Origin of the sequence: Vibrio sp. 661, assembly GCF_033339315.1 — a bacterium.
GTDB classification, from domain to species: Bacteria; Pseudomonadota; Gammaproteobacteria; order Enterobacterales; family Vibrionaceae; genus Vibrio; species Vibrio alginolyticus.
Genome location: NZ_JAWOUJ010000001.1, coordinates 478,049 through 501,968, shown reverse-complemented (window position 1 = coordinate 501,968; position 23,920 = coordinate 478,049). Strand labels below are relative to the sequence as shown.

The following is a 23,920-nucleotide window of genomic DNA, read 5'->3' as shown; positions in this document are numbered from 1 at the left end:
GTCACGGAAAATAGGCAACACGAATCCTGTTCGAGTGCCGATAGCCAGCACTAAACCTTGGCATTAACGTTGATTAAATTTGGAATTTAGTGGTGCTTGGACGTCTCAAGCACTAAACGATAACCCAGCCCCGGCTCGGTTTTTAATAGCCGCTGTTCGTCAGCACTATCGTTCAGTTTTTTGCGTAGTTGACTCACTAACACGCGTAAGTAGTGAGTATCTTCGACATGACTTTTTCCCCAAATCACCGCTAGCAAATGAGTTTGCTCAATGAGTTTTCCCGGCTTGAGAATCAACTGTTCCATGAAGGAAAACTCTTTCTTGGTGAGTGGAATTTCCCTCTGATCCAACCAAAATTGGTGAGTACTTTTGATGATTTTGACTCGGCCAGCCACCAGCTCATCAGCGACGGTTTGCTCATCCACCAAATCTCGAACCAGCACTTTGATGCGCGCGATGAGCTCTTTTACGCCAAAAGGCTTGCTCAAGTAATCATTCGCGCCCGCTTCTAAAAGGCGGATTTTTTCCTCTTCTTGATCGCGAGCTGTCAGCACTAGCACTGGCGTTTTATACGTCTGACGAAGCGTAGTGAGAAACTCCGCCCCATCGCCGTCGGGCAAGCCTAAATCTAGCAGAATGACGTGCGGCGAATACGCTTCGAAACACGCTTTGGCTTCTGCAATGGTACTCGCGCCAATGTAATCAAACCCTTCAGCAGACAGCGAAATTCGAATAAAGGTATGAATGCGAGGCTCATCGTCCACGACTAAAACTTTGTAACTCACGCCTGCTCTGCTCCTTGATTGAGTGGAAGTCGAATGCGGATCAGCGTCCCTTCTGATACTGGCATAGATTGAATATATCCTTGGTGTGCGGTGATGATGCCTTTGGCAACCGCGAGTCCCATTCCGGTGCCTGAATCGGCCGATTTGTTGTTCACACCGGAATAGAAAAGGTTGAAAATTTTTTCCGCATCTTCAGCTTTGATGCCAATCCCCATGTCCCGAACATCAATCACGCACGACGACCCCTGCTTAGAAAGAGAAACCTCAACAGATTCATTCTCTGGTGAAAATCGCATGGCATTATCCAACACATTAAAAATCGCTTGTTCGATGAGCGAACGACTTACTGACAAATAATCAACGGAATCATCCATATTCATGGACACTTTCTCGGTGTAATTTGGCAAACGAGAAACCGCATCCCGCACAATATCTGCAATCAGCTCATCTTTTTTGGTAATTTTTAATGTGCCGTGCTGGAGCTTAGTCGCCTGTAAGAGGTTCTCGATATATTGATGCAAGCGATGGCTTTCTGAAGTCGCACTGTCGAGCAATTCTTTGCGCTCTAAGTCATTGAGCTTGGGCATGTACTCGTTGAGTGTGGTCAGTGTTCCAATAATGGTTGCCAGCGGCGTGCGTAGGTCATGGGACACCGATAGCAGGATGCTGTTTTGCAGCTTGGTTTGTTTTAACTCTCCCTGCTGGCGACGATAAAGATCCGCAAAGGTGCTGGTGATAAATGCCACCACCATAAACACGACTAAATTAAAAATGTCTTCCGGACGAAACATCTGCAAAGAGTAACGAGGCGTCGTGAAAAAGAAGTTGAAGCTCAACGCTTCGATCACCGCCGCCGCATAAGCGAATCGCGAGTTGCATTGAAACGCCACTACCACGACCGCTAACTGTAAAATCAGCAGGACTGCGGCTGTAGAGCCAAACAGTTGGTCTAACAACCATGAGACGACAACCGCGCCAACAATCACGGTAGTAGAAAAGAGAAAGGTGTTATCTCGCCATTGAACAAACATAAAATACATCAACCAAAATTCGATGTAGAAAACTTTAGCAAAAGCCCATTCGGAGTTCGCGTAAAAAAAGCGTAAAAAATTCAATAACGACAGTGAGTTATAAACATAATCATCATTAAGTTGGCCTAACTCAATGAATAATCACAAGTTAACGTTGCCCATTAACGCCTACTTACTCGGTATAAACGACAGACACAAAAAAGAGGAGCATTTGCTCCTCTTTCGTGTAGCGTCATATTAGATGACTTGCAGTTGAGCATCACCTTGCTCAGACAAAAAACCGCCGGTTTGATGCTTCCACAACTGAGCGTAAACACCACCCAATTGCAGCAGCTCGTAATGCGAGCCTTGCTCAATGATTTTGCCGTCATCCATTACAATCAAACGATCCATCGCGGCAATCGTTGATAAACGGTGAGCAATCGCAATCACTGTTTTTCCTTCCATCAGAACTTCAAGGTTTTCTTGAATTGCCGATTCTACTTCTGAATCAAGTGCAGACGTTGCTTCATCCATGATCAAAATTGGCGCGTTTTTCAGCAGAACGCGAGCAATCGCCACACGTTGACGCTGACCACCAGACAGCTTCACACCGCGTTCACCCACTTCAACGTCATAGCCAACGTTACCTTGCTCGTCTCGTAGAGATTGAATGAAATCATGAGCATGTGCTTTCTCAGCAGCTGCGATAACGGCATCCATTGAAGCATCTGGATCACCGTAAAGAATGTTCTCTTTAATTGAACGATGCAGCAAAGAGGTGTCTTGCGTGATCATACCGATGTGTTGGCGAAGCGACTCTTGTTCGACTTGAGAAATGTCCTGTCCATCAATGCAAATCTTACCGGTATTTACGTCGTAAAAACGCAGCAACAAGTTGACCAACGTGGATTTACCTGCCCCAGAACGACCGACAATGCCGACTTTTTCGCCCGGTTTGATAGTCAGGTTCAAGTTCTCAAATACCGCCTTCTCGTCACTGTAGTTAAAACCTACGTGATCAAAGCAGATCTCACCTTGGGAGATTTGCAAAGGCTTAGCATTTGGTACGTCTTTCACTTCAACATCGTTTGAAATCGTATTAATACCGTCTACTACTGTACCGATGTTTTCAAACAGTGCGCTAACTTCCCACATGATCCACTTCGACATACCTTGTACACGCAATGCAATACTGATGGCAATCGCAATAGCACCAATTGTTACAGCGTGATCTAGCCATAGATAAACCGAAATGGCACTAATAGACATCAGCAGCAAATAGTTGATGGCATCCACACTAAACAGTAAACAAGTCACCATGCGCATTTGGCGGTAAACCGTCACCAAAAATTGCTTCATGCTGCTTTCTGCGTATTCCAACTCTCGTTGCGAGTGCGCGAATAGCTTTACGGTAGATATGTTGGTGTAAGAATCGACAATGCGCCCAGTCATTACAGAACGAGCATCCGCTTGCTCTGTCGCTACTTGTTTCATTTTAGGGATAAAGTAGAACTGGATAACCGCGTACATTCCTATCCAAATCACAATAGGTAGCATTAGCAAACCATCGGCTTCGCCCATCATCCAAAGCATCGAAAGAAAATAAACGCTGATATAAACCAGTACATCCACCAGCTTCATGACCGTTTCTCGTACCGCTAACGCACTTTGCATCACTTTGGTCGCAACTCGGCCTGCAAAGTCACGCTGGAAAAATCCAACCGCTTGTTTTAGCAAGTAACGGTGAATCAACCAACGGATAGACATCGGGTAGTTACCCAATAACGTTTGGTGCATCACCATTGAGTGGACAAAACCGAGAGCTGGCATCACAACCGCCACTAAGAACAGCATCATTAGCATGCGATCACCCTGGTCTTGCCAGAATGTTGCGCGATCTTGATTAGAGAGAATATCGACGAGCTCGCCCATATAACGCAACAGCGTCACCTCAGTAATGGCAATAAGCGCACTGAACACAGCCATAACGAGTAAAGGGGCTTCAAAGCCACGAGTGTAAAAACGACAAAAGCCAAATAGCGTCTTCGGTGGCTTTTCGGTTTCCATCTGGGGAAAGGGTTGGGTCAGCTTTTCAAACCAATTGAACATAACAATGACTTTAGGTACCGCGAATGAATTTGCGAACGTTTTACTATCTTTTGATACAAAAGTCAGTAAAATACCGAAACAAAAGCTCAAATGATAATAATTACAATTAAGCTTAGCGTTAATCATAATTATCGGGAATAGATTTATGCAAAAGAATAACTCACTGACCATCGCTATCCGCAACGCGTTGGTTTGTGCTTTAGCACCTACAGCAGTGGTTGCATTCACAGCACAAGCTCAAGAAGACGTCGTACAAGATGACGTGATTGCCATGGAGACCATAACGGTCACCGCGCAAGCACTTAAAGTAGAAACCCCGGCAGCAGAAACGCCGCGCAGCGTATCTATCATTTCTGAAGATGAACTTCGTGTTCGTGCACCGAAAAAGCTAGATGAAGCATTACGCTACACGTCTGGTGTAACCGCTCAGCCTTATGGCGCAGACAACGACACTGATTGGTTCAAAGTTCGTGGATTTGATGCAGCGACTTACCTAAACGGCAACCGCCTATTCCGCGATGGTTACTACACATGGTTGGTCGAACCTTACGGCCTAGAAAGTGTAGAAGTCGTTAAAGGTCCATCGGCTATTCTGTTTGGTGAATCGGCACCAGGCGGTATCGTGAATGCTGTTCAGAAAAAACCAACGTTTACGCCTCAAGGCGAAGTAAAAGTCGAAGTTGGCAACAACCAACACCAATCCGTAGGTTTTGACATTGCTGACGAAGCAAACGACGCAGGCACTGTGCGCTATCGTTTGGTTGGCTTGATGACAAGCCAAGATGGTGAACTGGACGGCACAAATAACGAGCGTTTCTACCTAGCGCCAAGTGTCGAGTTCGACATTTCTGACCGTACAATGCTGACCGTTTTGGCAACTTACCTTCATGATGACGGTGTACCAACTAACCCATTCTTCCCGGCAGCAGGTACTCTGATTGGTTCTAACTTTGGCAAAATCGATCCTTCGACTAACCTTGGTCAGCCAAACTACGATAAATACGAACGCACGCAGTTTTCTCTAGGTTACTTACTAGAGCACGACATCAATGACATGTGGTCACTCTCGCAAAACCTCAACTACGGTTCGAATGAGTTGTACTTGCGCAGCTCTTACGCGTTCTCAAACAACGATCCAGCGAAAGAAGAGTTAACGCAAGGCATCGTATTCCGTGACGGAAAAAACCAGAGCATCACGTTCGATAACAATGCTGTCGGCAACTGGATGACAGACAACGCAGAGCACACAGTGCTTATCGGTATGGATCTGCAATTCCACAAAACCGATGGCGACGAGCAAGACAACTATGCATTTGGCACTATCAACCCGTGGAACCCAGTTTACGGCAACTTCACCCCTCTTGATCCTGCCAACAACGTGAAACGTGAGATTGAGAAATCTCAAGCAAGTCTCTATTCACAATACCAATTGAAACTGCATGAACAGTGGATTGGTAACATAGGTGCTCGTTACGACTGGGTGAAAACAGAAAACTCTGGCAAAGGCGCTACCGTTGATCAAAGTGAATCTCGTGATGATGGTCAGCTCTCTCTAAGTGCGGGTGTGATGTACCTTGCAAACAATGGCCTGTCACCTTACGCAAACTACTCTCAGTCGTTTGAAGTGATCAGCACTATTGATGCGGCAACCAATGAACTTTACAAACCGCTGGAAGGCGAGCAAGTAGAAGTGGGTGTAAAGTATGAGCCAAGCTTTATGGATGGCTTTATCAACCTTGCATGGTTCGACATCACGCAAAAGAACGCGTTGGTCACTAACCCATCAACATGGATTGCGACACAAACAGGTGAAGTGACATCTCAAGGTATTGAGCTAGAAAGCACGGCGCAGCTAACCGACGATCTAAAACTGATGGCAAGCTACACCTACACTAAAGCGAAAACAGATGAGAGCTTTGGCCAAGGTAAAAAACAAGCCGCACTTATTCCTGAGCATCAAGCGTCTGCATGGGTAGACTACAGCGCCTACAGCCTGATTCCAGGCCTCAATATCGGTACTGGTGTGCGCTACGTAGGTGAGTCAAAAGATAACCCTAAGAGCTCGAACCTAACGGTTCCTTCTGTCACTCTTTGGGATGCGTCAGTCACTTACGACATCACTTCACAGTGGCAAGCACAGCTAAACGTGAACAACATCCTAGATAAAGAGTTTGTTTCAGGTTGCGATTACTGGTGTTACTACGGCCAGTCTCGCTCTGTTATGCTAAACGCAAACTACCGCTGGTAATTGTACTTCTACTCCCCTCTATTGAGGGGAGTTTTCTCCTAAGAGCCATCCATGTTTCAACTGTCTAATATTGGGATCGTGCGAGGTGGACGTCAGATCCTCGGCATCGAACAACTTAACATCCCAACAAATGAGCTAACGGTCGTTTTAGGCCATAACGGTTCAGGTAAGTCGACACTGGTGAACCTGCTTTCTGGTCAAATGCCACCAGATAAAGGCACGGTAACACTAAACGATACTTCCCTTTCATCACTCAAAACCAAAGAGTTGGCAAAACAGATCGCCTATTTGCCACAAAAGCTGCCCTCTTCGGCTGGTTTAACGGTAGAAGAGCTAGTGCGCTTAGGTCGCTTTCCGTGGCGTGGGGCACTTGGTCGTTGGAAAGCTGAAGACAAACAGATCATCACGCAGGCTATGGAACGAACAGGGGTTACACCTTTTGCTCAAGCTTTGGCGGATGACTTATCGGGCGGCGAGCGCCAACGTGCTTGGGTGTCTATGCTACTGGCTCAACAATCGCCAATTTTAATTCTCGATGAGCCAACCTCGGCGCTCGATGTTCACCATCAGTTTCAACTAATGGCGCTGCTGGCAGAACTGAATCGAACCGAGAATGTAGGCATTATCGTGATCCTGCACGATCTGAACTTAGCACTGCGCTACGCCACCCACATTGTTGCGCTCAAAAAAGGTAAGATTGCCTTTGAAGGCAACGCCGACATGTTGTTAGACGAGGCACGCCTTTCTAAACTATATGAGTCACCAATTAAGCTGATTGAACACCCAAGCCCGGCTAACACATTAGCGAGCCAAAAGGTGGCTGTTGTATGCGCATAATAGCTCGTTTACTTACTGTGGTTACACAATCTGCTTTTCTCCTCGCATTTTTTATGACCAATGCACATGCAGTCATCACCGTTACCGATGAATATGGCGAGCATAGTTTTGAGCAAGCGCCTCAACGCGTTGTAGCCTTAAACTGGGACATCTTAGAACAAGTTTTGGCGCTAAACGTAGAACCAATCGCAGCCCCAAATTTACCAGGCTACCGCCAATGGGTCGTCAATCCAACTGCACCAGAGTCAATTGAAGATATTGGAACCCGAGCAGAACCCAACTTAGAAAAAATAGCCAGTTTGAAACCAGATGTCATCCTTGCTGCGTCTCCACAGCAAGACTTGATTCCGTTACTCAAACAAATTGCTCCGGTAATCTATTTACCTAATTTTTCTGAAAATGAGGCCGCAGCTGAAACGGCCATTCGTCACTTTCGTACGCTCAGCAAGCTATTCAATAAAGAGGCACTTGCTGAACAGAAACTGGCAGAATTAGATGCTTCATTTGCGCAGATGCGCCAGCGAATTCGCCACTATTACTCTTCTCCACTCAGCGTTCTTGTGATGCGATTTTCAACTCCGAATACTGTATTACTTGCAACCGAAAACTCCACCACTGACTACGTGGTTAGAAAACTGGGATTACAGGCTCCAATTAAAGAGGACCCACGAGCGTGGGGAGTAAAGCAAGATCGAATCAATCGGCTTCAGGGCCTTCAAAACAGCTACGTTCTCTACGTACAACCTTTCCCAGAAGAACGAAAACTGAAAGAGTCGCCACTTTGGCAAGCGATGCCGTTTGTGAAAAAGCAGCGGGTAAATTCAGTCAGAGCAGTGTGGGCGTATGGCGGTGCCATGTCTTTGCAATACACCGCTGAAGCGATTACCGACAGTCTAATAGAGTTGGCACCAGAACAATGAGAACGAAACATTATATTGGTTATCTGGCGCTGATTACGTTACTTAGCGTCTTTAGCCTACAAATTGATACTAATTTATCACTTTTCGAACAATGGCAATTATTAACAAAACCAGAGGTAGCAACCGAGTTTCGTGATGTATTCTTTACGCAAGCGCAACTTCCTAGGTTAAGTATGACCCTGCTTGTTGGTGCCATGCTTGGTCTCACCGGCAGCTTAATGCAGCAATTAACGCAGAATAACCTCACCTCGCCGTTGACTCTTGGCACCTCTTCTGGTGCTTGGCTTGCATTAGTCGTGGTAAACATTTGGTTCGTCGATTGGGTCGCCGATTACTCTGCATTAGCCGCAATGTTTGGGGCTTTAGTGGCGTTTGGCCTGATCGTATCAATTGCCGGTGTGCGTAATATGACAGGTTTGCCGTTGGTCGTTTCGGGGATGGTGATCAATATCTTGCTCGGTTCTATCGCCACAGCCATTATTATTTTAAACGCCCAGTTCGCACAGAATATTTTTATGTGGGGAGCAGGAGACCTCTCTCAATACAGCTGGGATTGGTTTGAGTGGTTATTGCCTCGCTGCGCTATCGCAATCGTAATTTTGATCGTCGCACCACGTATTCTGACCTTAATGAAACTAGGACAAGAAGGCGCAGCAGCCCGAGGCTTAGCGGTATTACCCGCGTTTGGTGCGTTAATGGTGATGGGTATTTGGCTGGTATCTGCCTCCATCACCGCAGTTGGTATTATCAGCTTCATCGGATTACTGACACCCAATATTGCCAGAGCGATGGGGGCAAGAACACCGCGCGACGAATTGATCAGCAGCATGCTTTTGGGCGCAATGCTACTAATCATCACAGACTCTGCCGCTATCTCGCTGAGCTTATGGTTAGAGGAAACCATTCCTAGCGGCGTAGCGGCTGCAGCTATTGGCGCTCCCGCTTTAATTTGGTTTACTCGTAAAAAACTGACGGCAACCGATCAACTTAACCTTTCAATGAGCCAAGGAAAAACGGCGCTTTCTAAACGCGCGGTATGCAGCATTGCGCTATTCAGTCTGGTTGGGATTCTAGCTTACTCATTCGTTACCCATGGTATAAACGGAATTCAATGGTCTGTGCCAGGTGAGTTCCAATGGCAATTGCGCTGGCCGCGCATGTTAACCGCACTTTCTGTCGGTATTGCGCTATCCGTTGCCGGAATCATTTTGCAACGCATAGTTTACAACCCTCTGGCAAGTCCCGATATTCTCGGTGTGTCTTCCGGAGCCACGTTTGCCATTATTACGACAGGAGTCATCGCTGGGTCGCTTCTCTCCGCATTTAGCTGGGGTATCGCTTTTTTCGGAAGTATGTCCGTATTGATGTTATTGCTGGTTATCGGTAAACGAAGCCATTTTAATCCATCTAACTTCGTGTTGTCCGGCATCGCACTAACGGCACTATTAGAAGCCCTCGTTCAATTTTCGCTAGCTCAAGGCTCAGGTGACAGTTACAAAATTTTATTGTGGCTAACTGGTTCTATTTATCGAGTCACAGCCGACACCGCACTGATGTTATGTTTGGCCATAATAGTTCTGCTTGCCGCTGTATTCTCGATTTCTCGTTGGCTAACACTAATTTCCATCGGGCGACAATTCTCAAATGCACGAGGGCTTAACCCTACCGTAGCCAATACGCTTATGCTCACCATCGTTGCTTTGTTATGCGCCTTTTCTACCGCTACAGTTGGTCCAATATCTTTTGTTGGCTTGGTCGCTCCCCATATGGCGATGATGTTAGGAGCAAGAAAAGTGAAAGAGCAACTGTGTGTCGGTGCCTTAATTGGCGCAACCCTAATGTTGTGGGCAGATTGGCTAGGACAAATCGCTATTTATCCAAGTCAGGTCGCAGCTGGCACGTTGGTCGCTATTATAGGCAGCACTTACTTCCTATTTTTAATGCTGAAGAGTAAATTCAGCTAAGTTGGGAATATTGTTACTGCCTAAAAATACGCTAAGAAACACAAACCCCGCTATTTTGATAGCGGGGTTTGAAATGAAAGGCGAAGTACGATGCTCTATTCTTCTCGCACTACAGGAAAACGCTGCTCATAAAGTTCCATAAAGTCCTTACGAATTAAGTGCTCTAAGTGGTTCGCTTTATCGGTTGGGCAGAAAATCATCACGTGCAGAATTTGTTCACCATTAATGTTGCTAGAAATATGCATATGTGGCTCAGAACCAGGAAGGTCAACACCGGCATGTTTTTCAATCATCGCATTGTAACGATGTGCAACATCAGCAAAGTAACTGCAATGTTCTTCAATTTTATCAGTTAAAATCGGTAGCAGTGGATACAAATTGACGAAGTCTTTCACCACTACAGAAAAGTTGTGGTAAACGTACCGCTTCATGAAGTTGAGGTTCTTTACTGGATAGGTAAAGAACATACTATTAGGCAATGTCGCTGTTTTGCCGGTGTAATGATATTGCCCATGATGCAGGTCGATCTCTTGAATCACCGTCGCCATCATATTGTGCTCAATCACTTCACCGCATAACTTCCCGACCTCAATCCAGTCCCCAACGCGAAAAGAACGTGAACTTGCTCTTTGAATCGAACCCGTAAAACACAAAATGATTTCTTTGGATGCCACTACAATGGCAACGGCAATCGCCGTTACACTCAGAGCAAACTCGTTAATTTCTGATTGCCATAAAATAAATAAAATCAGTAATGTAACAGCAAAGGTGCCATTTTTAGTTCTGGACATCCAACTACGCTGATCTTCTGAGAGAAAAGCGTGATCACCACGAATCATCGATAAAATTGCACGACGAATTAACCACATAATCGCAAAGATCAGTGCGGTAAAAATCAATTTATGAGTGAGAAGAAAATCGACAACTAACTGCACTTTCTCCATTCCACGGCTCCCTCGAATAAAAATACGGCCCAGTAACAGCTAACGATAACAAATTATTTTGTCTGTTGTCCGTGCTCACTCAAGTCTTTTTGAAATTACTCCTCTCTGAAGGCGCGATTCATGCTTTCTGTAATTGGCTTTATTAGGTAGCTCAATGGCGTTCGTGGCTCAGATAAAATAAGCACTTCGGCATTCATACCTGAGGTTAAACGATGTTTTGTCACATCTTCCGGTGAAATTGCAATTCTAGCGAGATAAAAATCTTCTTGGTTTTCTTGCGAGAGCTTATCGGCAGAAATCGTCAGCACTGTACCGTCTAAAGGTGCCAACGTCCGTGCATTCAGAGCGGTCAGACGAACATGCGCTTGCTGGCCTGGATTCACTAAATCAATATCCTGAGGATTAACACGAGCCTCGACTAACAACTTATCGTCTTGCGGGACGAGTTCTAGTAACGTTTCACCCGAGCCAATCACACCTTTTTCGGTAAACACTTGCATGTTGACTACGCGACCAGAAATAGGTGCGTTGATCGTTGTTCTTGCGACAATATCTTGAGCGGAGCGATATTCTTCCCGAATTGCGACAATTTCCGTTTTGGTATTTCGTAGTTCCTCGACAATCTCATTCAGCCTTTCAAGCTTCAACTCTTCAATTTGCGCTAGGTTCTCATCTAACCTTTTTCTAACGGTGAGCGATTGCCTGTCTAACTGGCTTAAGGTACTTCTCACCTCCGCTGCTAAGCGCTTGAGTTGAAGTAAGGTAGATTTTCCCGAGAAACCTTTTTGCACCAAGGCTTGGTTGCTGTCTATTTCTTCAGCAATAAAGTTGAGCCGTTCCGTCTCAATCACTTTGGTTTGCTGAAGGTTTTCAAGCTCTAAATTTGCTCCAGAAATACTCTGCTCAATGATACTCAGTTTACTATCAAAGAATCGCTTTCTCGCTTCAAAGATCTTGTTTTGAACCAGTTGTGCTTCTTGTACGATATCGACACGGGGAATGCTTTCAAGATCATCAGACCATACAATCGTTGGAAGCTCATCAAGCTCCGCACTTAAACGGTTTTCCTTTGCTAGAGTATGGATAAAACGACCACTTAACGAGTCCAACTTAGCCATAGCTTGACGCTTAGAAAGTTGAATTAATAACTGACCTTTTTCGACTAAATCCCCTTCCTGTACATATAGCTTTTCAATAATACCGCCTTCTAAATGCTGAATTTCTTGTCGCTTAGTGAGAACTGACAAATCACCATAAGCAATCGCTGCACTTTCTAATTTGGCTGTTGCAGCCCAGTAGCCAAGACCTCCAAGAAAAACACTTAAGGTCACCACACCGAGTAAAATTGGTTTTCGAAAGCTTAGTCTCGCTTTGGGGCTAAAACGATATACGATCTCGGTAGAACTCTGATTAACGGTTGGCAGTTGATTGCTCATTTCTTACCCTTGGGATATCTGTTCTTTCTTCGCCCATCAAACGTTTTAATACTTCATCTTTAGCGCCGTATAACTTGACTCGGCCGTCAGCCAAATACAACAGCCTATCCATTTGTCGTAACGTACTCGGATTGTGGGCTATGACGATAATCGTTGTACTCTGTGCTTTTAAATGGGCAATCAAACGTTGATACGCAGCCTCTCCCTCACCATCGAGGTTGGCATTCGCTTCATCGAAAATCACAATAGATGGGTCGCCATAAACGGCTCTTGCAAGAGCGATTCTCTGCCTTTCCCCCCCAGATAAACCACGGCCATTTTCACCAATAATGCAATCATAGCCTTTGTTTTTCTTGAGTATTAATTCATGACATCCTGCTAGTTGCGCCGCCTTGATGACTTTAGCGGGGTCTTCTTCTTTAAAGCGCGCGATGTTCTCTCGAATTGTGCCAGGAAATAACTCCACCTCTTGAGCGAGATACCCAAAATGCACGCCGCGATCTTCAGATGCCCATACGGAGACTTCCATTCCATCAAGAGTCACTTTACCCGCTAATGGCTTAACCGTACCTAATAACAGCCGAGCAAACGTCGATTTACCCGTACCAGAAGGGCCAATCACCCCAACAGCAATACCCGGAGGAATCGATAAGCTGATCGATGAGAGCACTGGTTCGGTTGCTCCAGGATGGCGATAGGCCAGTCCGGTAAGCTCATAGTGTCCTTTTGGTTTAGGCAGTGGCATATCTGATTCATCTTGGCGCACGATCGCATCGATTTCTTTCAACCTTTTATAGGCGCCTTTAGCAGACATCGCGCTTCGCCACGTGCCTATCGCCTGCTCCATCGGCGATAATGCCCGACTCATTAATATGGAGCTCGCGATCATCGCCCCTGCCGTTATCTCATGTTGGATAACTAACCATGCACCACCTCCCAGTAAAAATATCTGTAATGAGCCACGCACAAACTTAGAAAAGTTAGCCATGTAGATAGACTTACCTGCAACTCGCTCTTCAAGCACATTCACTTCGCTCACGCGCGACTGCCACTTCTCTAAAAATGCATTCATCATCCCCATTGCGAGAATTGAATTGGAGTTTTGCGTGGCTAATTCTGCGTTGTTGATATGAGAAATCGCCCTGACTTCGCTCTCTTGCATTGTTTTACGCGTCATCAGCTCATTGAGTAGACCTAGGCTAAACAATACGATAGATCCAAGTAACGCGATGTGACCTAGTATCGGGTGCAATAAATACACAAATAAAATAAACAGCGGTGTCCAGGGCGCATCCAACAGTGGATAAGGTGCTTGACTGCTCAAAAAGCTTTTGATGTTCTGAATGTCTCTCAGAGTTTGCGAGGTATAACTCTTCCCAGTATGTGATTGATATTGAATCGTGCGCTTGAGCATGAAAGCGGAGAGTTTTGTGTCCATCCAATAACCAAAAGATTTACTCATTTGTGCTCGTGCAATGTCGATGATGGACATGGTTAACAGCGCGACAATTACGATGACAGTGAGCAAGAATAAAGTATCGGTTGAGTAGGAGGATATCACTCGGTTGTACACTTGAAGCATGTACAGCGGAATCGAGAGAACCAATAAGTTGATAAAAAGGCTAAAAACGATCAGCAAGCCCGCAAGCGTGCATAGTTTTTGTTTCACTTCTTTGAAAACCGTTTTTTGCACGACTACTTCCGTTTAATGTGAAAATTGTAGGCGCCAGAAATACTAGCGCCTAACTTAAGGTAACCTCAAATCGCTCTAGAGTGTCCGATTAGTTCACCTCAGCATGGCAGAGCCACGCAAACTAATTCCCATCCAGAGTTATTTTCAGTCGTTTAGATTACGAACAGATCAGCACCATAGGTGTTGATGTCAGTTTCAGTCACGCCAATAAGTTTCACTGTTAGATCAGCCCCATCGGTAAACACTGCATTCCCAACTGCATCGTAGCTAAAGCTTAAATCACCAAAGTCTGTGACAGAGTCGCTAATGATGTGCAAAGAGTCTTCACCAATGGTGAAGTCAACAACTTTGGCTTCGCCATGGCCACCAAACTTATCCGTGAACACAAACTTATCGCCATTGCTGCCGCCAACTAAAACGTTGTCACCAGAACCAGCAACAAGAATATCTTCACCGACACCACCATTTAATTTATTGTCGCCCAGCAAACCCAACAGCAAGTCATTACCGGTACCACCGCCGAGGTAGTCGTTTCCTGTACCAGCCCTAAGGATGTCATCTCCAGCACCACCAGTTAGGCGATCGTCGCCGTCGCCGCCGATCACATAATCATTACCGCCACCGCCAACAAACGAGTCATTACCACCAAAACCGATAAACAAATCATCGCCGCCATCGAAATCAGCAAATTGGTTATTTACACCTGCATCGCCTAAATACGTGTCATTGTCACTTGCGCTCATTTTTATTCCCTCTTAGCTTATTAATTGAATAGACCTTCTGTTCCACGTCTGACTAGATTCGTCACGACATGAGAAGTCTAATAGTCAACTGAATAGGAATAAGTTTGAATATGGGATGATATTTCAGACTGACATTTTAATAATAAATATAAAATTTAGTACTTTATAGAGTATTTTCTTTTTATTACAGCAAGTTAATACTAGTACTACAGGTTTCTCTTAGCCCAACTTGTAGCTTGCGTACGGTTCTTTACTTCTAACTTTCTAAAAATATTGTATAGATGTGATTTAATAGTATGCTCGCTGATAAATAAAGAATCAGCGATTTCCATATTTGAACCACCTTCTTTCAACATTTTTAAAACCTGAACTTCACGCCGAGTAAGCTCAACCTCAATAGCAGGTTCGATAATGCTATTTACTTCTCTGCCTCGATAATAATTTACTAGCTGATCAAGTAATCTTCGAGACAGCCAATTATCCCCTTTTATTATTGCTTTTAATCCCTGACAAACCTTGTCCATTGAATCTCCTGGACCAAATATACCTTTTACATGAGGCCAAGAAGCGAGTTCTTCTGTGTCTAAGTCATAACCTAGATTAAGCATTATAGTTCCTAGCACTTTATTACTATCTTTTAAATAAACTAAAGTTTCGGAAGGAATCTCAACTGAAAAATCAACAAGCAAAAAGTAGCGTTCCGGAATGAGTTCATGATAACTAGGGTTTTTAGTATCAATGATCGTTATTTTAGTTTCTGTATTTTTAGAAAGCATTTCCTTAAAGTTTTCACTCTGTAAACTTTGTTGAGTGAGCATTAGGATTTCAGGCTTTTCCATATACTGTCCCATAATGTTTCTCATACTTTCAGTGACTTAACATTCTTAAATTAGTAGTTAATCGTCAGCACTTAGTTTGATATGTAAGTGCTAGTTCACAGAGTAAAGTTATTTGCTACTTTTTTAAATTCTAAAGTTATTAAAAAGAGAACCAAAAAAAGTGTTTCTCATAAAAGAAACACTTTTAACACATTCAGGTCACAGAAATTATTAAGAGTTTACTAAATTAGGCAACCTAATATTGCAATAGCATTACACCGTTAACGAGTTGTCTGAAATATTTTCCTTTGCCCAAATAAGTGCTTGAACTCTATTTTTCACATCAATCTTCTTGAAAATATTATGTAAATGCGTTTTTACCGTATTCTCGCTGACAAATAATTGTTCGGCGATTTGTTGATTGGACGCCCCCATGGAAAGAAAGGTAATTATTTGTTGCTCTCGTTTGGTCAGAATAGCGGAAACATTCTTATTTATAGGTTTGCAATGTCGACGAAGGTAAGTAATGTACTGCTGAGAAAACTTACGGCTGAACCACATATCTCCTTGAAGCACCTTACCAATACCAACTTGCAACGTTTTTATATCATCAGAGGTATAGAAAATACCGGCCAAAGTACGCCAAGCAAAGAGATCTTCTGTCGATATGGATTGCTCACAATTAATTAAGATTTCAAGCGTGTCTTTCTGCTTGGCCGCTTTAAACTCCGCATAACGGCGAAAAATTTCATCCGTGATCACGCTGCAATCAACAATAATGGCTGATGCAAGAGATTCATGTAACACTCCGTGAATCAGATTATCTGGCGTGATTAGAGCAACACTAATACCGAGTTTGGTCTCCAATACATCTTTCAACAGAGATGACTGTAGACTTCCCTCCGTGATTAAAATAACGTTTCTTTTTTTTTGCTGCTCCATCCTGATCGCATTCCCTTGGTCGTTTTTATTGAAATACGCAATAGATTTAGATAGAGCGGTAGTATTGTCAAGTATGAAAATCACTAGTACTAATTAATAACTCATTGAAGTGTCAATAATTTTTAAGTGGCAAGTATATGAGAGGTATTAGCATTTTTCAGACATTAAAAAAGGGAGTATAAACTCCCTTTTTGTGTTTGAGCAGGTGATTTAATCACGCACGTTAGAGGCAAAACACCACCTAACTTAGTGGATTGGAACTGCGTTTTTTTGGTTAAACTTACCAAAGTGTTGTTCTAACACTTCTGGCGTCAGCTTACCTTCCGCTTCCAGCTTTTTCAGCTCAGCGACGATCGCTTTTTGCTCTTCTAGCGACGGCAGTTTTACTTCTGGCTCCTGAGCGGTTTCTTGAGAAATTTGCTCTAGTTCTTTTTCGAAGTCATTCATAGTACTTACCTAAAATTAATGATTGAACTTTTAAACTTCGCCTATTCTATCCAACTCTATAACTTGAAGCTACCAACCATCTTGTCCAAACGAGAAGAGAGCGCTTGAAGATCGCGACTTGCATCCGCCAACTCTTCTGCTGTCGCGGTTGTCATTTCATTTATCGCGTTGATTTCTTCGATATTTTGATTAATGGTATGCACCACCGTGGATTGCTCTTCCGTCGCCGTTGCAACCTGTGTATTACGATCAGAGATGTCGGTGATTCGTTCAGAAATACTGATTAATACCTCGACTGCTTCATCGGTAGAAGTAACCCCTTCTATGGTGACCGCTTTGCCCGCTTCCATAGCACTTACCGCGTCTTGTGCGTCACTTTGAAGCTGATTGATCATGCGCTGAATCTCTTCTGTAGAATCAGCCGTGCGTGAAGCTAGGTTTCTTACCTCATCAGCAACAACCGCAAAACCACGTCCCTGCTCACCAGCACGAGCAGCCTCAATTGCAGCGTTTAGCGCAAGTAAATTCGTTTGCTCAGAGATGTCACGAATTACACCCAGAATCGAGCCAATATCTTTGGTTGTCGATGCCAACTGCGTAACAACAATATTGGTTGTTTCAACATCATCGGCTAGGCGGCTGATCACCTCTTTTGCTTTCATCACAACTTCTCGACCAGTTTGAGTGTTATCTGAAGCCTGATTTGCCGTATCAGCAGCGGTAGCAGCGTTCGATGCAATTTCACTGATGGTCGCACCCATTTGGTTGATAGCTGCAACTACTTGAATGGTTTGATCACGCTGCTCTTGGCTGTTGTCGTGTGTGGATGTTGCTTTCGTTGACACACTTTCTGCCGCTTGACTTAATGAGCCACTGGTTAAAGCAACCTCTTTAATCGTGGCATGAATCTTCTCAATAAATCCATTAAAGCCTTTTGAAAGCTGAGCAATTTCATCATTACCCTTAATTTCAATACGCTGCGCCAAATCGCCTTCACCTTGCCCAAGGTCGGTAAAACGATCGGCAATCAGTCGGATTGGTTTCGTAATGCTGTTTGCTAACCATACGCCCATGAGGATGAATACAACGGCAACAATGATGGTCGTAAACAGCATTTTTTTAGCTGTCGCATTCAGGTCAGCGAATACTTCATTAACGGGAACCACGCCAATAACAAACCAGTTCATTGAAGGAACATACAAACTAGAAACAAAAGTATCCTGCCCTTCAAACTCCACATTAATTAGGTTGAAGCTATTTTTGTTCAACAGCGCACTTGCGTCACTACCAAATAGTTTAGTGATAGAAGTTTGGTTCTTACCTTGTTGGCGGTGTATTTGAATCTGGCCTTGTTCATTAGTGAGGAACACGTAACCCGTATCTTCAATTTTAAACCCATTGAGCAAAGTAACCATGTCTCCCATAGATTTAGAGAGACCTGACATTGATGTACCATTAAGCTCTTGGAAATTGGCAAACATTTTCACTTCGCCATTTGCCTCTTGGAACACACTCACGGACGTTTCTTGACCAGACGACGTAAATCCAAAGAACCAAGCATCTTGCGTTCGGTTAAGTTGACGTAAGAATCCGTTTTGATTCCAGTAATATGCCGTTTGACGATTCGCTACCGACGCATCATTAAGACCATACTGTGATTTAACGTTATTGAGCTGCTGAACCAACTGAACTTCTACTGACGGATCACGGTCTGTATTAGATAGGGCTTCAACAATAAATTCGTTTGTAGCCAGCTGTTTTGCCGCTTGTTGCATTTCGACAACTTCGCGGTCAATTTCGGTATTGATTTGCTGCAACATCGCAGGTAGCTCGATGTCAATAAGACGATGGCTCAATACATCTCTCGCATGACGCTGAGCCATAACACCAACAATGATTGTTGATGCTAGAACAGCAAACGTAATGCCAAGTACAACCTTCTGTTTGATGCTCAAGGAATGAAGTTTCAACATATTCGGACCTTTTAAAAGAATCACTTGTTATTGGCCCCACAAGGGGAATCAGGTGCATATCTCATGACACGCACACCACGGAATCTTTATCGGCTCATATGTACAAAACTAGAGGCATTTCTCATTATATTATGAAAAATAAATGTAACACACTGTCAAATAAGCACTTTCAGAGATAGCACGTACTTGCAATTCTCTGTAGCGTCCCAATATTGAAAAGATAAATTGCAATAGAGCGTTGGAACTTTTTTCACATGGAAAATGACCAATACTCAACACGAAAATCACATGGATACCGAGAGTCCAAAGCATGCATAAATCTAACTTCGAAACTCTTCAGCAATACTTAGAGTCGCAGATCATCGGACAGCAAGATCTGGTAAAGCAACTGCTTGTTGCGCTTCTTGCGGATGGGCATATTTTAGTTGAAGGCCCTCCTGGGTTAGCAAAAACCCGTGCAGTAAAATCACTCTCAGACTGTGTTGAAGGCGACTTCCACCGCATTCAGTTCACCCCTGATTTGCTGCCAGCCGATTTAACCGGCACCGATATCTTCCGTCCCGAAACCGGAGAATTCACTTTCCAATCAGGTCCTATCTTCAACTCGCTTATTCTTGCGGATGAGATAAACCGTGCACCAGCCAAAGTACAAGCGGCAATGCTTGAAGCAATGGCAGAGAAACAAGTCACAGCAGGTCGTCATACCTACCCGCTGCCAGAGTTGTTTTTGGTTATGGCAACTCAAAACCCGATAGAGCAAGAAGGGACCTACCCCCTTCCTGAAGCGCAGCTAGACCGCTTTTTATTGCATTTAGAAGTGGAATACCCAGATGCGGAGCATGAGCTATCTATCTTGCGTATTAACCGCGGAGAAGCAAAAGGCGAAGCAAAGGTTGAACGCCCAATGTTAAGCCAACAAGATATATTCACCGCACGTAAAGAAGTGTTGGATATTCATATGGCAGAAACGATAGAGCAGTACATCGTCCGTTTAGTTATGGCGACACGTCAAGCCAACAAATATGACACTGAGTTGGACAAATGGTTGTCAATGGGTGTGAGTCCGCGTGCTACCATCGCTCTTGATCGCTGTGCACGTGCGCACGCTTGGCTTGCTGGTCGTGATTTTGTCTCTCCGGAAGATGTTCAAACCATGGCTTATCCGGTACTGCGCCACCGTTTATTATTGAGTTACCACGCTCAAGCGGAAGGCATTACGGCAAACCAGGTCATCGATAAACTGCTAAACCTTGTTGGCAGTGCATAAACGAGTGAGTGATATGTCCGCTACACATTCATTACCACCTCATGCGAATGGGGTGACATTAACCCTTGAAGAGCTGCTCCAATATCGCACTCAATCTGTACGTTGGTTACCACCAGCACAGAGTCTCTGGTCGCAGATGAGTGGTAACCATACCAGTCGCCAAAAAGGGCGAGGTATGGATTTTATGGAGGTGCGCCAATATCAACCTGGCGACGATATTCGCAGCATTGATTGGCGAGTCACCGCTAGGACCGGTAAAGCACATACAAAATTGTTTGCAGAAGATAAAGAGCAAGCGGTCATTCTTTATCTTGATCTAAGTTCTAGTCTACATTTTGGATCTAAGTATGTACTCAAATCCGTTCAATTGGCCCACTTTGCCAGTGTTCTAATTTGGCTAACTCTAGCTAAAAAAGATCGCATCGGCGCAGTGATTGATGACGGACATCAATGTCTTGAATTTCGCCCCTCTTCTTTACAAAGACAAGGGCTGCGGATTCTTAACGCCATAGTCGACATACATAATGCGCAAGTAACTCGTACTGCAAGCAACGACACTCGTACACTGCCTTATACACAAGTATTGGAGACACTTCATACGCTCACCCCAAAAGGCAGCGAATTGATTATGCTCAGTGATTTTGCCCACGTAACACCAACGGAACTGGCACAACTACGTCGACTCAAACAACACAATAGCGTAAGGGCCGTTCAGTTTTATGATCCGTTAGAAAGAGGCGAAACAGACTTTAGAGGTCAAGTGAAAGCTTCGGATGGGCTGCATAGTCAATGGTTTAACTTTGGCTCTAAAGGACAACGAAGAGAACTCGAAAGCCACTTTACCCAACATCAAGAAACCATTAAGCAGCAGTGCCATTCGATAGCAATTCCATTTAACACGCTATCAAGTGGCTGGCCCTTAATTTCACAATTAAGCTAACAAACTGACAAGCAGTATTTATTAAGCAGTAATAATAATGACAACAAACAACCAAAGCCTAGACCTTGAACCTTTGATTTTGCCAAACGCTCCGGATTGGTTTCCGCTCGCTTGGGGATGGTGGGTGGTGCTTGCAGCCACCTTGCTCTTCGTTTTCGGCATTTGTCTTTATGTGAGATGGCGTAAAAAACACTTACGCGCAAAAAAGACAGCATTAACACTTTTAACTCAACCTACCGCGCCTCATACCCCCTCTTCTGCTCTGGAAATATTGCGCCAGGCAGCATTGAGTTACTTTCCGCGTGAAGAGATCGCACCATTAACCGGAATCGCTTGGTATAAATTTCTCGATAGCCATACCAAAGAAAGTCGATTCGTAGACAAACAACATCAGTGGCAAGAAGCGTTGTATCAGAATTCTTCCCAAGGGCAGCATCAAAGCTTGGTAGACGATTGTGTCTTTTGGATAACCTACGCTTTGCCACCAAAGAAAAAGGCAAATAACCGTGACTGAGCAAACACTCATAACCGATCTTGCCCAATGGCTAAACATTGAATTTGTCTGGTGGTGGGCACTGTTTTTGTTGCCCATCCCATGGCTGGTATACAAGTTCCTGCCACAAGAATCTCAACAAGCCGAGATCAAATTGGCGTACTTACCAACCAATGAGAATCGCAGCAAGCCTAAGCAAGCGCTGCAAAAAGCACTTTCAATCGCGATCTGGGGCCTTCTTGTCGTCGCGTGTGCGCGTCCAGTTTGGTTTGGCGATCCCGTTGAATTCCAACCCAAATATCGGGACTTGATGTTAGTCGTCGATCTGTCCGGTTCGATGCAGCAGGAAGACATGGAACTCAACGGCGAATATATCGATCGCCTCACAGCAGTCAAAAAAGTTCTGTCTGATTTCGTAGCAAAGAGAAAAGGTGACCGTCTCGGAGTTGTTTTGTTTGGCGACCATGCTTATTTGCAAACACCACTCACTGCAGACCGCAAAAGCGTCATGCAACAGATTAATCAAACCGTCATCGGCTTGGTTGGTCAACGAACCGCCATTGGTGATGGTATTGGGTTAGGCACAAAAACCTTTGTAGACAGTGATGCTCCGCAACGAGTCATGATTTTGCTCAGTGACGGCAGCAATACTGCAGGGGTGCTCGAGCCGCTAGAAGCAGCGGAAATTGCGAAAAAATACAACGCCACTGTTTACACCGTGGGCGTGGGCGCTGGTGAAATGATGGTAAAAGAGTTTTTCATGACTCGCAAAGTAAACACCGCAGCCGACTTAGATGAACAAACACTGACTAAAGTGGCAGAGGTGACAGGTGGACAATATTTTCGAGCGCGAGATACGGAAGAGCTCGAAAAGATTTATGACACCATCAACCAGCTAGAACCCGTATCTAGCGACACACAAACTTGGCGCCCTCAGTCTGAATGGTTTCCATATCCATTAAGCGCTGCATTTGTATTGTCGGTATTGTTATTCCTATTAAGGAGAAAACATGGCTGAGTTTACTTTCCTCAATCCTTATTGGCTTTTGGGGCTCATCGTGATCCCTATTGCACTCTTGCTTAATCACAAATTTAGAGCCCAAAAGTCCACACTGATTGCCCCTCATCTAGCGCGGATGCTCGGACAAAACACGCAGTCTAAGCATTACTTCACTCTATGGGGTTTAGCTTGGGCAATAACTTGCATTTCATTAGCGGGGCCAAGCTGGCAGTCCAATGCTCGACCAAGCTTTGAATTAAACCAAAACCGTATCTTGGTGCTTGATATGTCTCGCTCTATGTTTGCTACAGACATCAAACCCAATCGGCTAGCACAAACACGTTATAAGGCGCTCGATTTGCTGCCTAAATGGAAAGAGGGAGCCACTGGACTTATTGCTTACGCTGGCGATGCCTATAACTTAAGTCCACTGACAACTGATTCCAGCACGCTTGCGGGCATTATCGAAAATTTGTCACCAGAGCTGATGCCTTTTCAAGGAGCAAACCTGCCTGCCGCGATTGAACTTGCGATCAACCAGTTTTCTCAAGCCGGCACGCAACAAGGCGATATCATCGTGTTAGCGGATGATCTTGATACGTCAGAGCTGTCTCGCGCGTTAGATTTAGTCCAAGGTACAAAGTTTCGCATTTCTGTTCTTGCCGTCGGGACTCCTAACGGTGCGCCTATCGCGCTGCCCGATGGCTCTCTGCTAAAAACGGCACAAGGCACAACCGTCGTAGCGAAAACAAACCTGAAAAACCTACAGACGCTAGCGAATAAAACTGGCGGTCTATTTGTTCCTATTCAGCACACCAACCGTGATGTTGAAAATATCGCGGCCTTTACTAATAACATTGGTAGCCAGCTTTCTGCGACCCAAAGCGAAGAAGTTAAAACTGATTCTCGTCTCAACAGTGGCTTTTGGTTACTGCCGTTGTTACTTCTTCCTGCGGCTTTACTGTTTCGACGCGGCCTGATTTGGATGGTAGTTGTGACTGTAGTCCCAGTAACGTGGATACCGCATGCAGAAGCTAATCCGTTCTTAAATGCCGACCAACAAGGAGCGGAACTCTACAAGCAAGGTGAGTATGAACAGGCGCAAAACCTATTTACAAACCCAAGCTGGAAAGGAGCCGCCAGTTATCAAAAAGGTGACTACGAAGCCGCTATCGAAGCATTTTCTCATGATGCCTCCCTTAACGGCCGCTATAACCTCGCCAACTCGCTCGCTCAAAATGGTCAATTAGAAGATGCGGCTGATTTGTATAAAAAGCTGCTAGAGGAAAAGCCTAACTTTGAAGCCGCGAAGAAAAACCTATCGGTTGTAGAAGAAAAGCTAAAACAG

The 23,920-nt window shown here is 44.6% G+C and carries 20 protein-coding genes; 9 read left to right on the top strand and 11 right to left on the bottom strand.

The features are described 5' to 3' along the window. Positions 1–86 precede the first annotated feature (86 nt). The 3 genes from R7P69_RS02310 to R7P69_RS02300 all read right to left on the bottom strand — a co-directional run bounded on the left by R7P69_RS02310 (position 87) and on the right by R7P69_RS02300 (position 3,907). Positions 87–785 carry a response regulator transcription factor gene (locus R7P69_RS02310; protein WP_234499475.1) on the bottom strand — a complete coding sequence of 233 codons (699 nt, stop codon included), beginning with the start codon at positions 783–785 and terminating at the stop codon, positions 87–89. After that, positions 782–1,816, bottom strand: a complete 1,035-nt coding sequence (locus R7P69_RS02305; RefSeq protein ID WP_031778887.1) for a DUF4118 domain-containing protein — start codon at positions 1,814–1,816, stop codon at positions 782–784. The genes R7P69_RS02310 and R7P69_RS02305 overlap by 4 nt, the downstream gene beginning before the upstream one ends. A 237-nt stretch (positions 1,817–2,053) precedes the next feature. Then, positions 2,054–3,907 (bottom strand): ABC transporter ATP-binding protein, encoded by a 1,854-nt coding sequence (locus tag R7P69_RS02300; RefSeq protein WP_033906862.1) that lies wholly within the window; start codon positions 3,905–3,907, stop codon positions 2,054–2,056. A 145-nt stretch (positions 3,908–4,052) separates the two neighbouring features. On the opposite strand from R7P69_RS02300, the gene R7P69_RS02295 reads away from it, so the two are divergent. From R7P69_RS02295 to fhuB, 4 genes are read left to right on the top strand one after another with little or no spacing between them, the layout of a single operon-like run. Beyond that, the gene (locus R7P69_RS02295) at positions 4,053–6,155 is read left to right on the top strand and encodes a TonB-dependent siderophore receptor (protein ID WP_054578633.1); all 2,103 of its coding nucleotides are present in this window, start codon (positions 4,053–4,055) and stop codon (positions 6,153–6,155) included. A gap of 51 nt (positions 6,156–6,206) precedes the next feature. Continuing rightward, a complete protein-coding gene (locus R7P69_RS02290) occupies positions 6,207–6,992 on the top strand; it encodes an ABC transporter ATP-binding protein (protein ID WP_238952500.1) in 786 nt (261 codons plus the stop codon). Further along, on the top strand, positions 6,983–7,912 hold the full coding sequence (locus tag R7P69_RS02285) for an iron-siderophore ABC transporter substrate-binding protein (protein WP_017635312.1): 930 nt from the start codon (positions 6,983–6,985) through the stop codon (positions 7,910–7,912). Before R7P69_RS02290 ends, R7P69_RS02285 begins: the two co-directional genes overlap by 10 nt. Further along, positions 7,909–9,876, top strand: a complete 1,968-nt coding sequence (gene fhuB / locus R7P69_RS02280) for a Fe(3+)-hydroxamate ABC transporter permease FhuB (RefSeq protein WP_005383903.1) — start codon at positions 7,909–7,911, stop codon at positions 9,874–9,876. Before R7P69_RS02285 ends, fhuB begins: the two co-directional genes overlap by 4 nt. Before the next feature lie 95 nt (positions 9,877–9,971). Here the strand turns inward: fhuB and R7P69_RS02275 are convergent, their stop codons facing one another. From R7P69_RS02275 to R7P69_RS02240, 8 genes are all read right to left on the bottom strand, one after another. Further along, the gene (locus R7P69_RS02275) at positions 9,972–10,820 is read right to left on the bottom strand and encodes a mechanosensitive ion channel family protein (RefSeq protein ID WP_005375171.1); all 849 of its coding nucleotides are present in this window, start codon (positions 10,818–10,820) and stop codon (positions 9,972–9,974) included. Between the two features lie 95 nt (positions 10,821–10,915). After that, complete coding sequence (locus R7P69_RS02270) at positions 10,916–12,256, bottom strand: HlyD family type I secretion periplasmic adaptor subunit (RefSeq protein ID WP_005383906.1); 1,341 nt, start codon at positions 12,254–12,256, stop codon at positions 10,916–10,918. Then, positions 12,231–13,949: a type I secretion system permease/ATPase gene (locus R7P69_RS02265; RefSeq protein WP_238952497.1), complete on the bottom strand. Its 1,719-nt coding sequence runs from the start codon at positions 13,947–13,949 to the stop codon at positions 12,231–12,233. The genes R7P69_RS02270 and R7P69_RS02265 overlap by 26 nt, the downstream gene beginning before the upstream one ends. Positions 13,950–14,101: 152 nt before the next feature. Then, positions 14,102–14,692 (bottom strand): calcium-binding protein, encoded by a 591-nt coding sequence (locus R7P69_RS02260; protein WP_005375168.1) that lies wholly within the window; start codon positions 14,690–14,692, stop codon positions 14,102–14,104. A 206-nt stretch (positions 14,693–14,898) separates the two neighbouring features. Further along, positions 14,899–15,555 carry a LuxR C-terminal-related transcriptional regulator gene (locus R7P69_RS02255; protein WP_213905452.1) on the bottom strand — a complete coding sequence of 219 codons (657 nt, stop codon included), beginning with the start codon at positions 15,553–15,555 and terminating at the stop codon, positions 14,899–14,901. Positions 15,556–15,783: 228 nt separating this feature from the next. After that, complete coding sequence (locus R7P69_RS02250) at positions 15,784–16,452, bottom strand: LuxR C-terminal-related transcriptional regulator (protein ID WP_021707603.1); 669 nt, start codon at positions 16,450–16,452, stop codon at positions 15,784–15,786. A 246-nt stretch (positions 16,453–16,698) separates the two neighbouring features. Then, complete coding sequence (locus R7P69_RS02245) at positions 16,699–16,899, bottom strand: restriction endonuclease subunit S (RefSeq protein ID WP_005375165.1); 201 nt, start codon at positions 16,897–16,899, stop codon at positions 16,699–16,701. A 56-nt stretch (positions 16,900–16,955) separates the two neighbouring features. Next, positions 16,956–18,872: a methyl-accepting chemotaxis protein gene (locus tag R7P69_RS02240; RefSeq protein WP_318121317.1), complete on the bottom strand. Its 1,917-nt coding sequence runs from the start codon at positions 18,870–18,872 to the stop codon at positions 16,956–16,958. Between the two features lie 310 nt (positions 18,873–19,182). On the opposite strand from R7P69_RS02240, the gene R7P69_RS02235 reads away from it, so the two are divergent. The 5 genes from R7P69_RS02235 to R7P69_RS02215 form a co-directional block, all read left to right on the top strand. Continuing rightward, positions 19,183–20,139 carry an AAA family ATPase gene (locus tag R7P69_RS02235; protein WP_017635415.1) on the top strand — a complete coding sequence of 319 codons (957 nt, stop codon included), beginning with the start codon at positions 19,183–19,185 and terminating at the stop codon, positions 20,137–20,139. Between the two features lie 13 nt (positions 20,140–20,152). Then, positions 20,153–21,079 carry a DUF58 domain-containing protein gene (locus tag R7P69_RS02230; protein ID WP_025768548.1) on the top strand — a complete coding sequence of 309 codons (927 nt, stop codon included), beginning with the start codon at positions 20,153–20,155 and terminating at the stop codon, positions 21,077–21,079. 37 nt (positions 21,080–21,116) lie between these two features. Further along, positions 21,117–21,593: a DUF4381 domain-containing protein gene (locus R7P69_RS02225; RefSeq protein ID WP_065275458.1), complete on the top strand. Its 477-nt coding sequence runs from the start codon at positions 21,117–21,119 to the stop codon at positions 21,591–21,593. Beyond that, entirely contained in the window at positions 21,586–22,590 is a 1,005-nt protein-coding gene (locus R7P69_RS02220; RefSeq protein ID WP_047103941.1) for a vWA domain-containing protein, read from the top strand. The genes R7P69_RS02225 and R7P69_RS02220 overlap by 8 nt, the downstream gene beginning before the upstream one ends. Next, the coding region (locus tag R7P69_RS02215; RefSeq protein WP_318121315.1) for a VWA domain-containing protein at positions 22,583–23,920 on the top strand (1,338 nt) is incomplete at its 3' end. The genes R7P69_RS02220 and R7P69_RS02215, both read left to right, overlap by 8 nt.

Coding starts and splice junctions, on each gene's coding strand:
- R7P69_RS02305 (WP_031778887.1), bottom strand. CDS start 1,816: ATGTTTGTTCAATGGCGAGATAACACCTTTCTCTTTTCTACTACCGTG.
- R7P69_RS02300 (WP_033906862.1), bottom strand. CDS start 3,907: ATGTTCAATTGGTTTGAAAAGCTGACCCAACCCTTTCCCCAGATGGAA.
- R7P69_RS02295 (WP_054578633.1), top strand. CDS start 4,053: ATGCAAAAGAATAACTCACTGACCATCGCTATCCGCAACGCGTTGGTT.
- R7P69_RS02290 (WP_238952500.1), top strand. CDS start 6,207: ATGTTTCAACTGTCTAATATTGGGATCGTGCGAGGTGGACGTCAGATC.
- R7P69_RS02285 (WP_017635312.1), top strand. CDS start 6,983: ATGCGCATAATAGCTCGTTTACTTACTGTGGTTACACAATCTGCTTTT.
- fhuB (WP_005383903.1), top strand. CDS start 7,909: ATGAGAACGAAACATTATATTGGTTATCTGGCGCTGATTACGTTACTT.
- R7P69_RS02275 (WP_005375171.1), bottom strand. CDS start 10,820: ATGGAGAAAGTGCAGTTAGTTGTCGATTTTCTTCTCACTCATAAATTG.
- R7P69_RS02270 (WP_005383906.1), bottom strand. CDS start 12,256: ATGAGCAATCAACTGCCAACCGTTAATCAGAGTTCTACCGAGATCGTA.
- R7P69_RS02260 (WP_005375168.1), bottom strand. CDS start 14,692: ATGAGCGCAAGTGACAATGACACGTATTTAGGCGATGCAGGTGTAAAT.
- R7P69_RS02255 (WP_213905452.1), bottom strand. CDS start 15,555: ATGAGAAACATTATGGGACAGTATATGGAAAAGCCTGAAATCCTAATG.
- R7P69_RS02250 (WP_021707603.1), bottom strand. CDS start 16,452: ATGGAGCAGCAAAAAAAAAGAAACGTTATTTTAATCACGGAGGGAAGT.
- R7P69_RS02245 (WP_005375165.1), bottom strand. CDS start 16,899: ATGAATGACTTCGAAAAAGAACTAGAGCAAATTTCTCAAGAAACCGCT.
- R7P69_RS02240 (WP_318121317.1), bottom strand. CDS start 18,872: ATGTTGAAACTTCATTCCTTGAGCATCAAACAGAAGGTTGTACTTGGC.
- R7P69_RS02235 (WP_017635415.1), top strand. CDS start 19,183: ATGCATAAATCTAACTTCGAAACTCTTCAGCAATACTTAGAGTCGCAG.
- R7P69_RS02230 (WP_025768548.1), top strand. CDS start 20,153: ATGTCCGCTACACATTCATTACCACCTCATGCGAATGGGGTGACATTA.
- R7P69_RS02225 (WP_065275458.1), top strand. CDS start 21,117: ATGACAACAAACAACCAAAGCCTAGACCTTGAACCTTTGATTTTGCCA.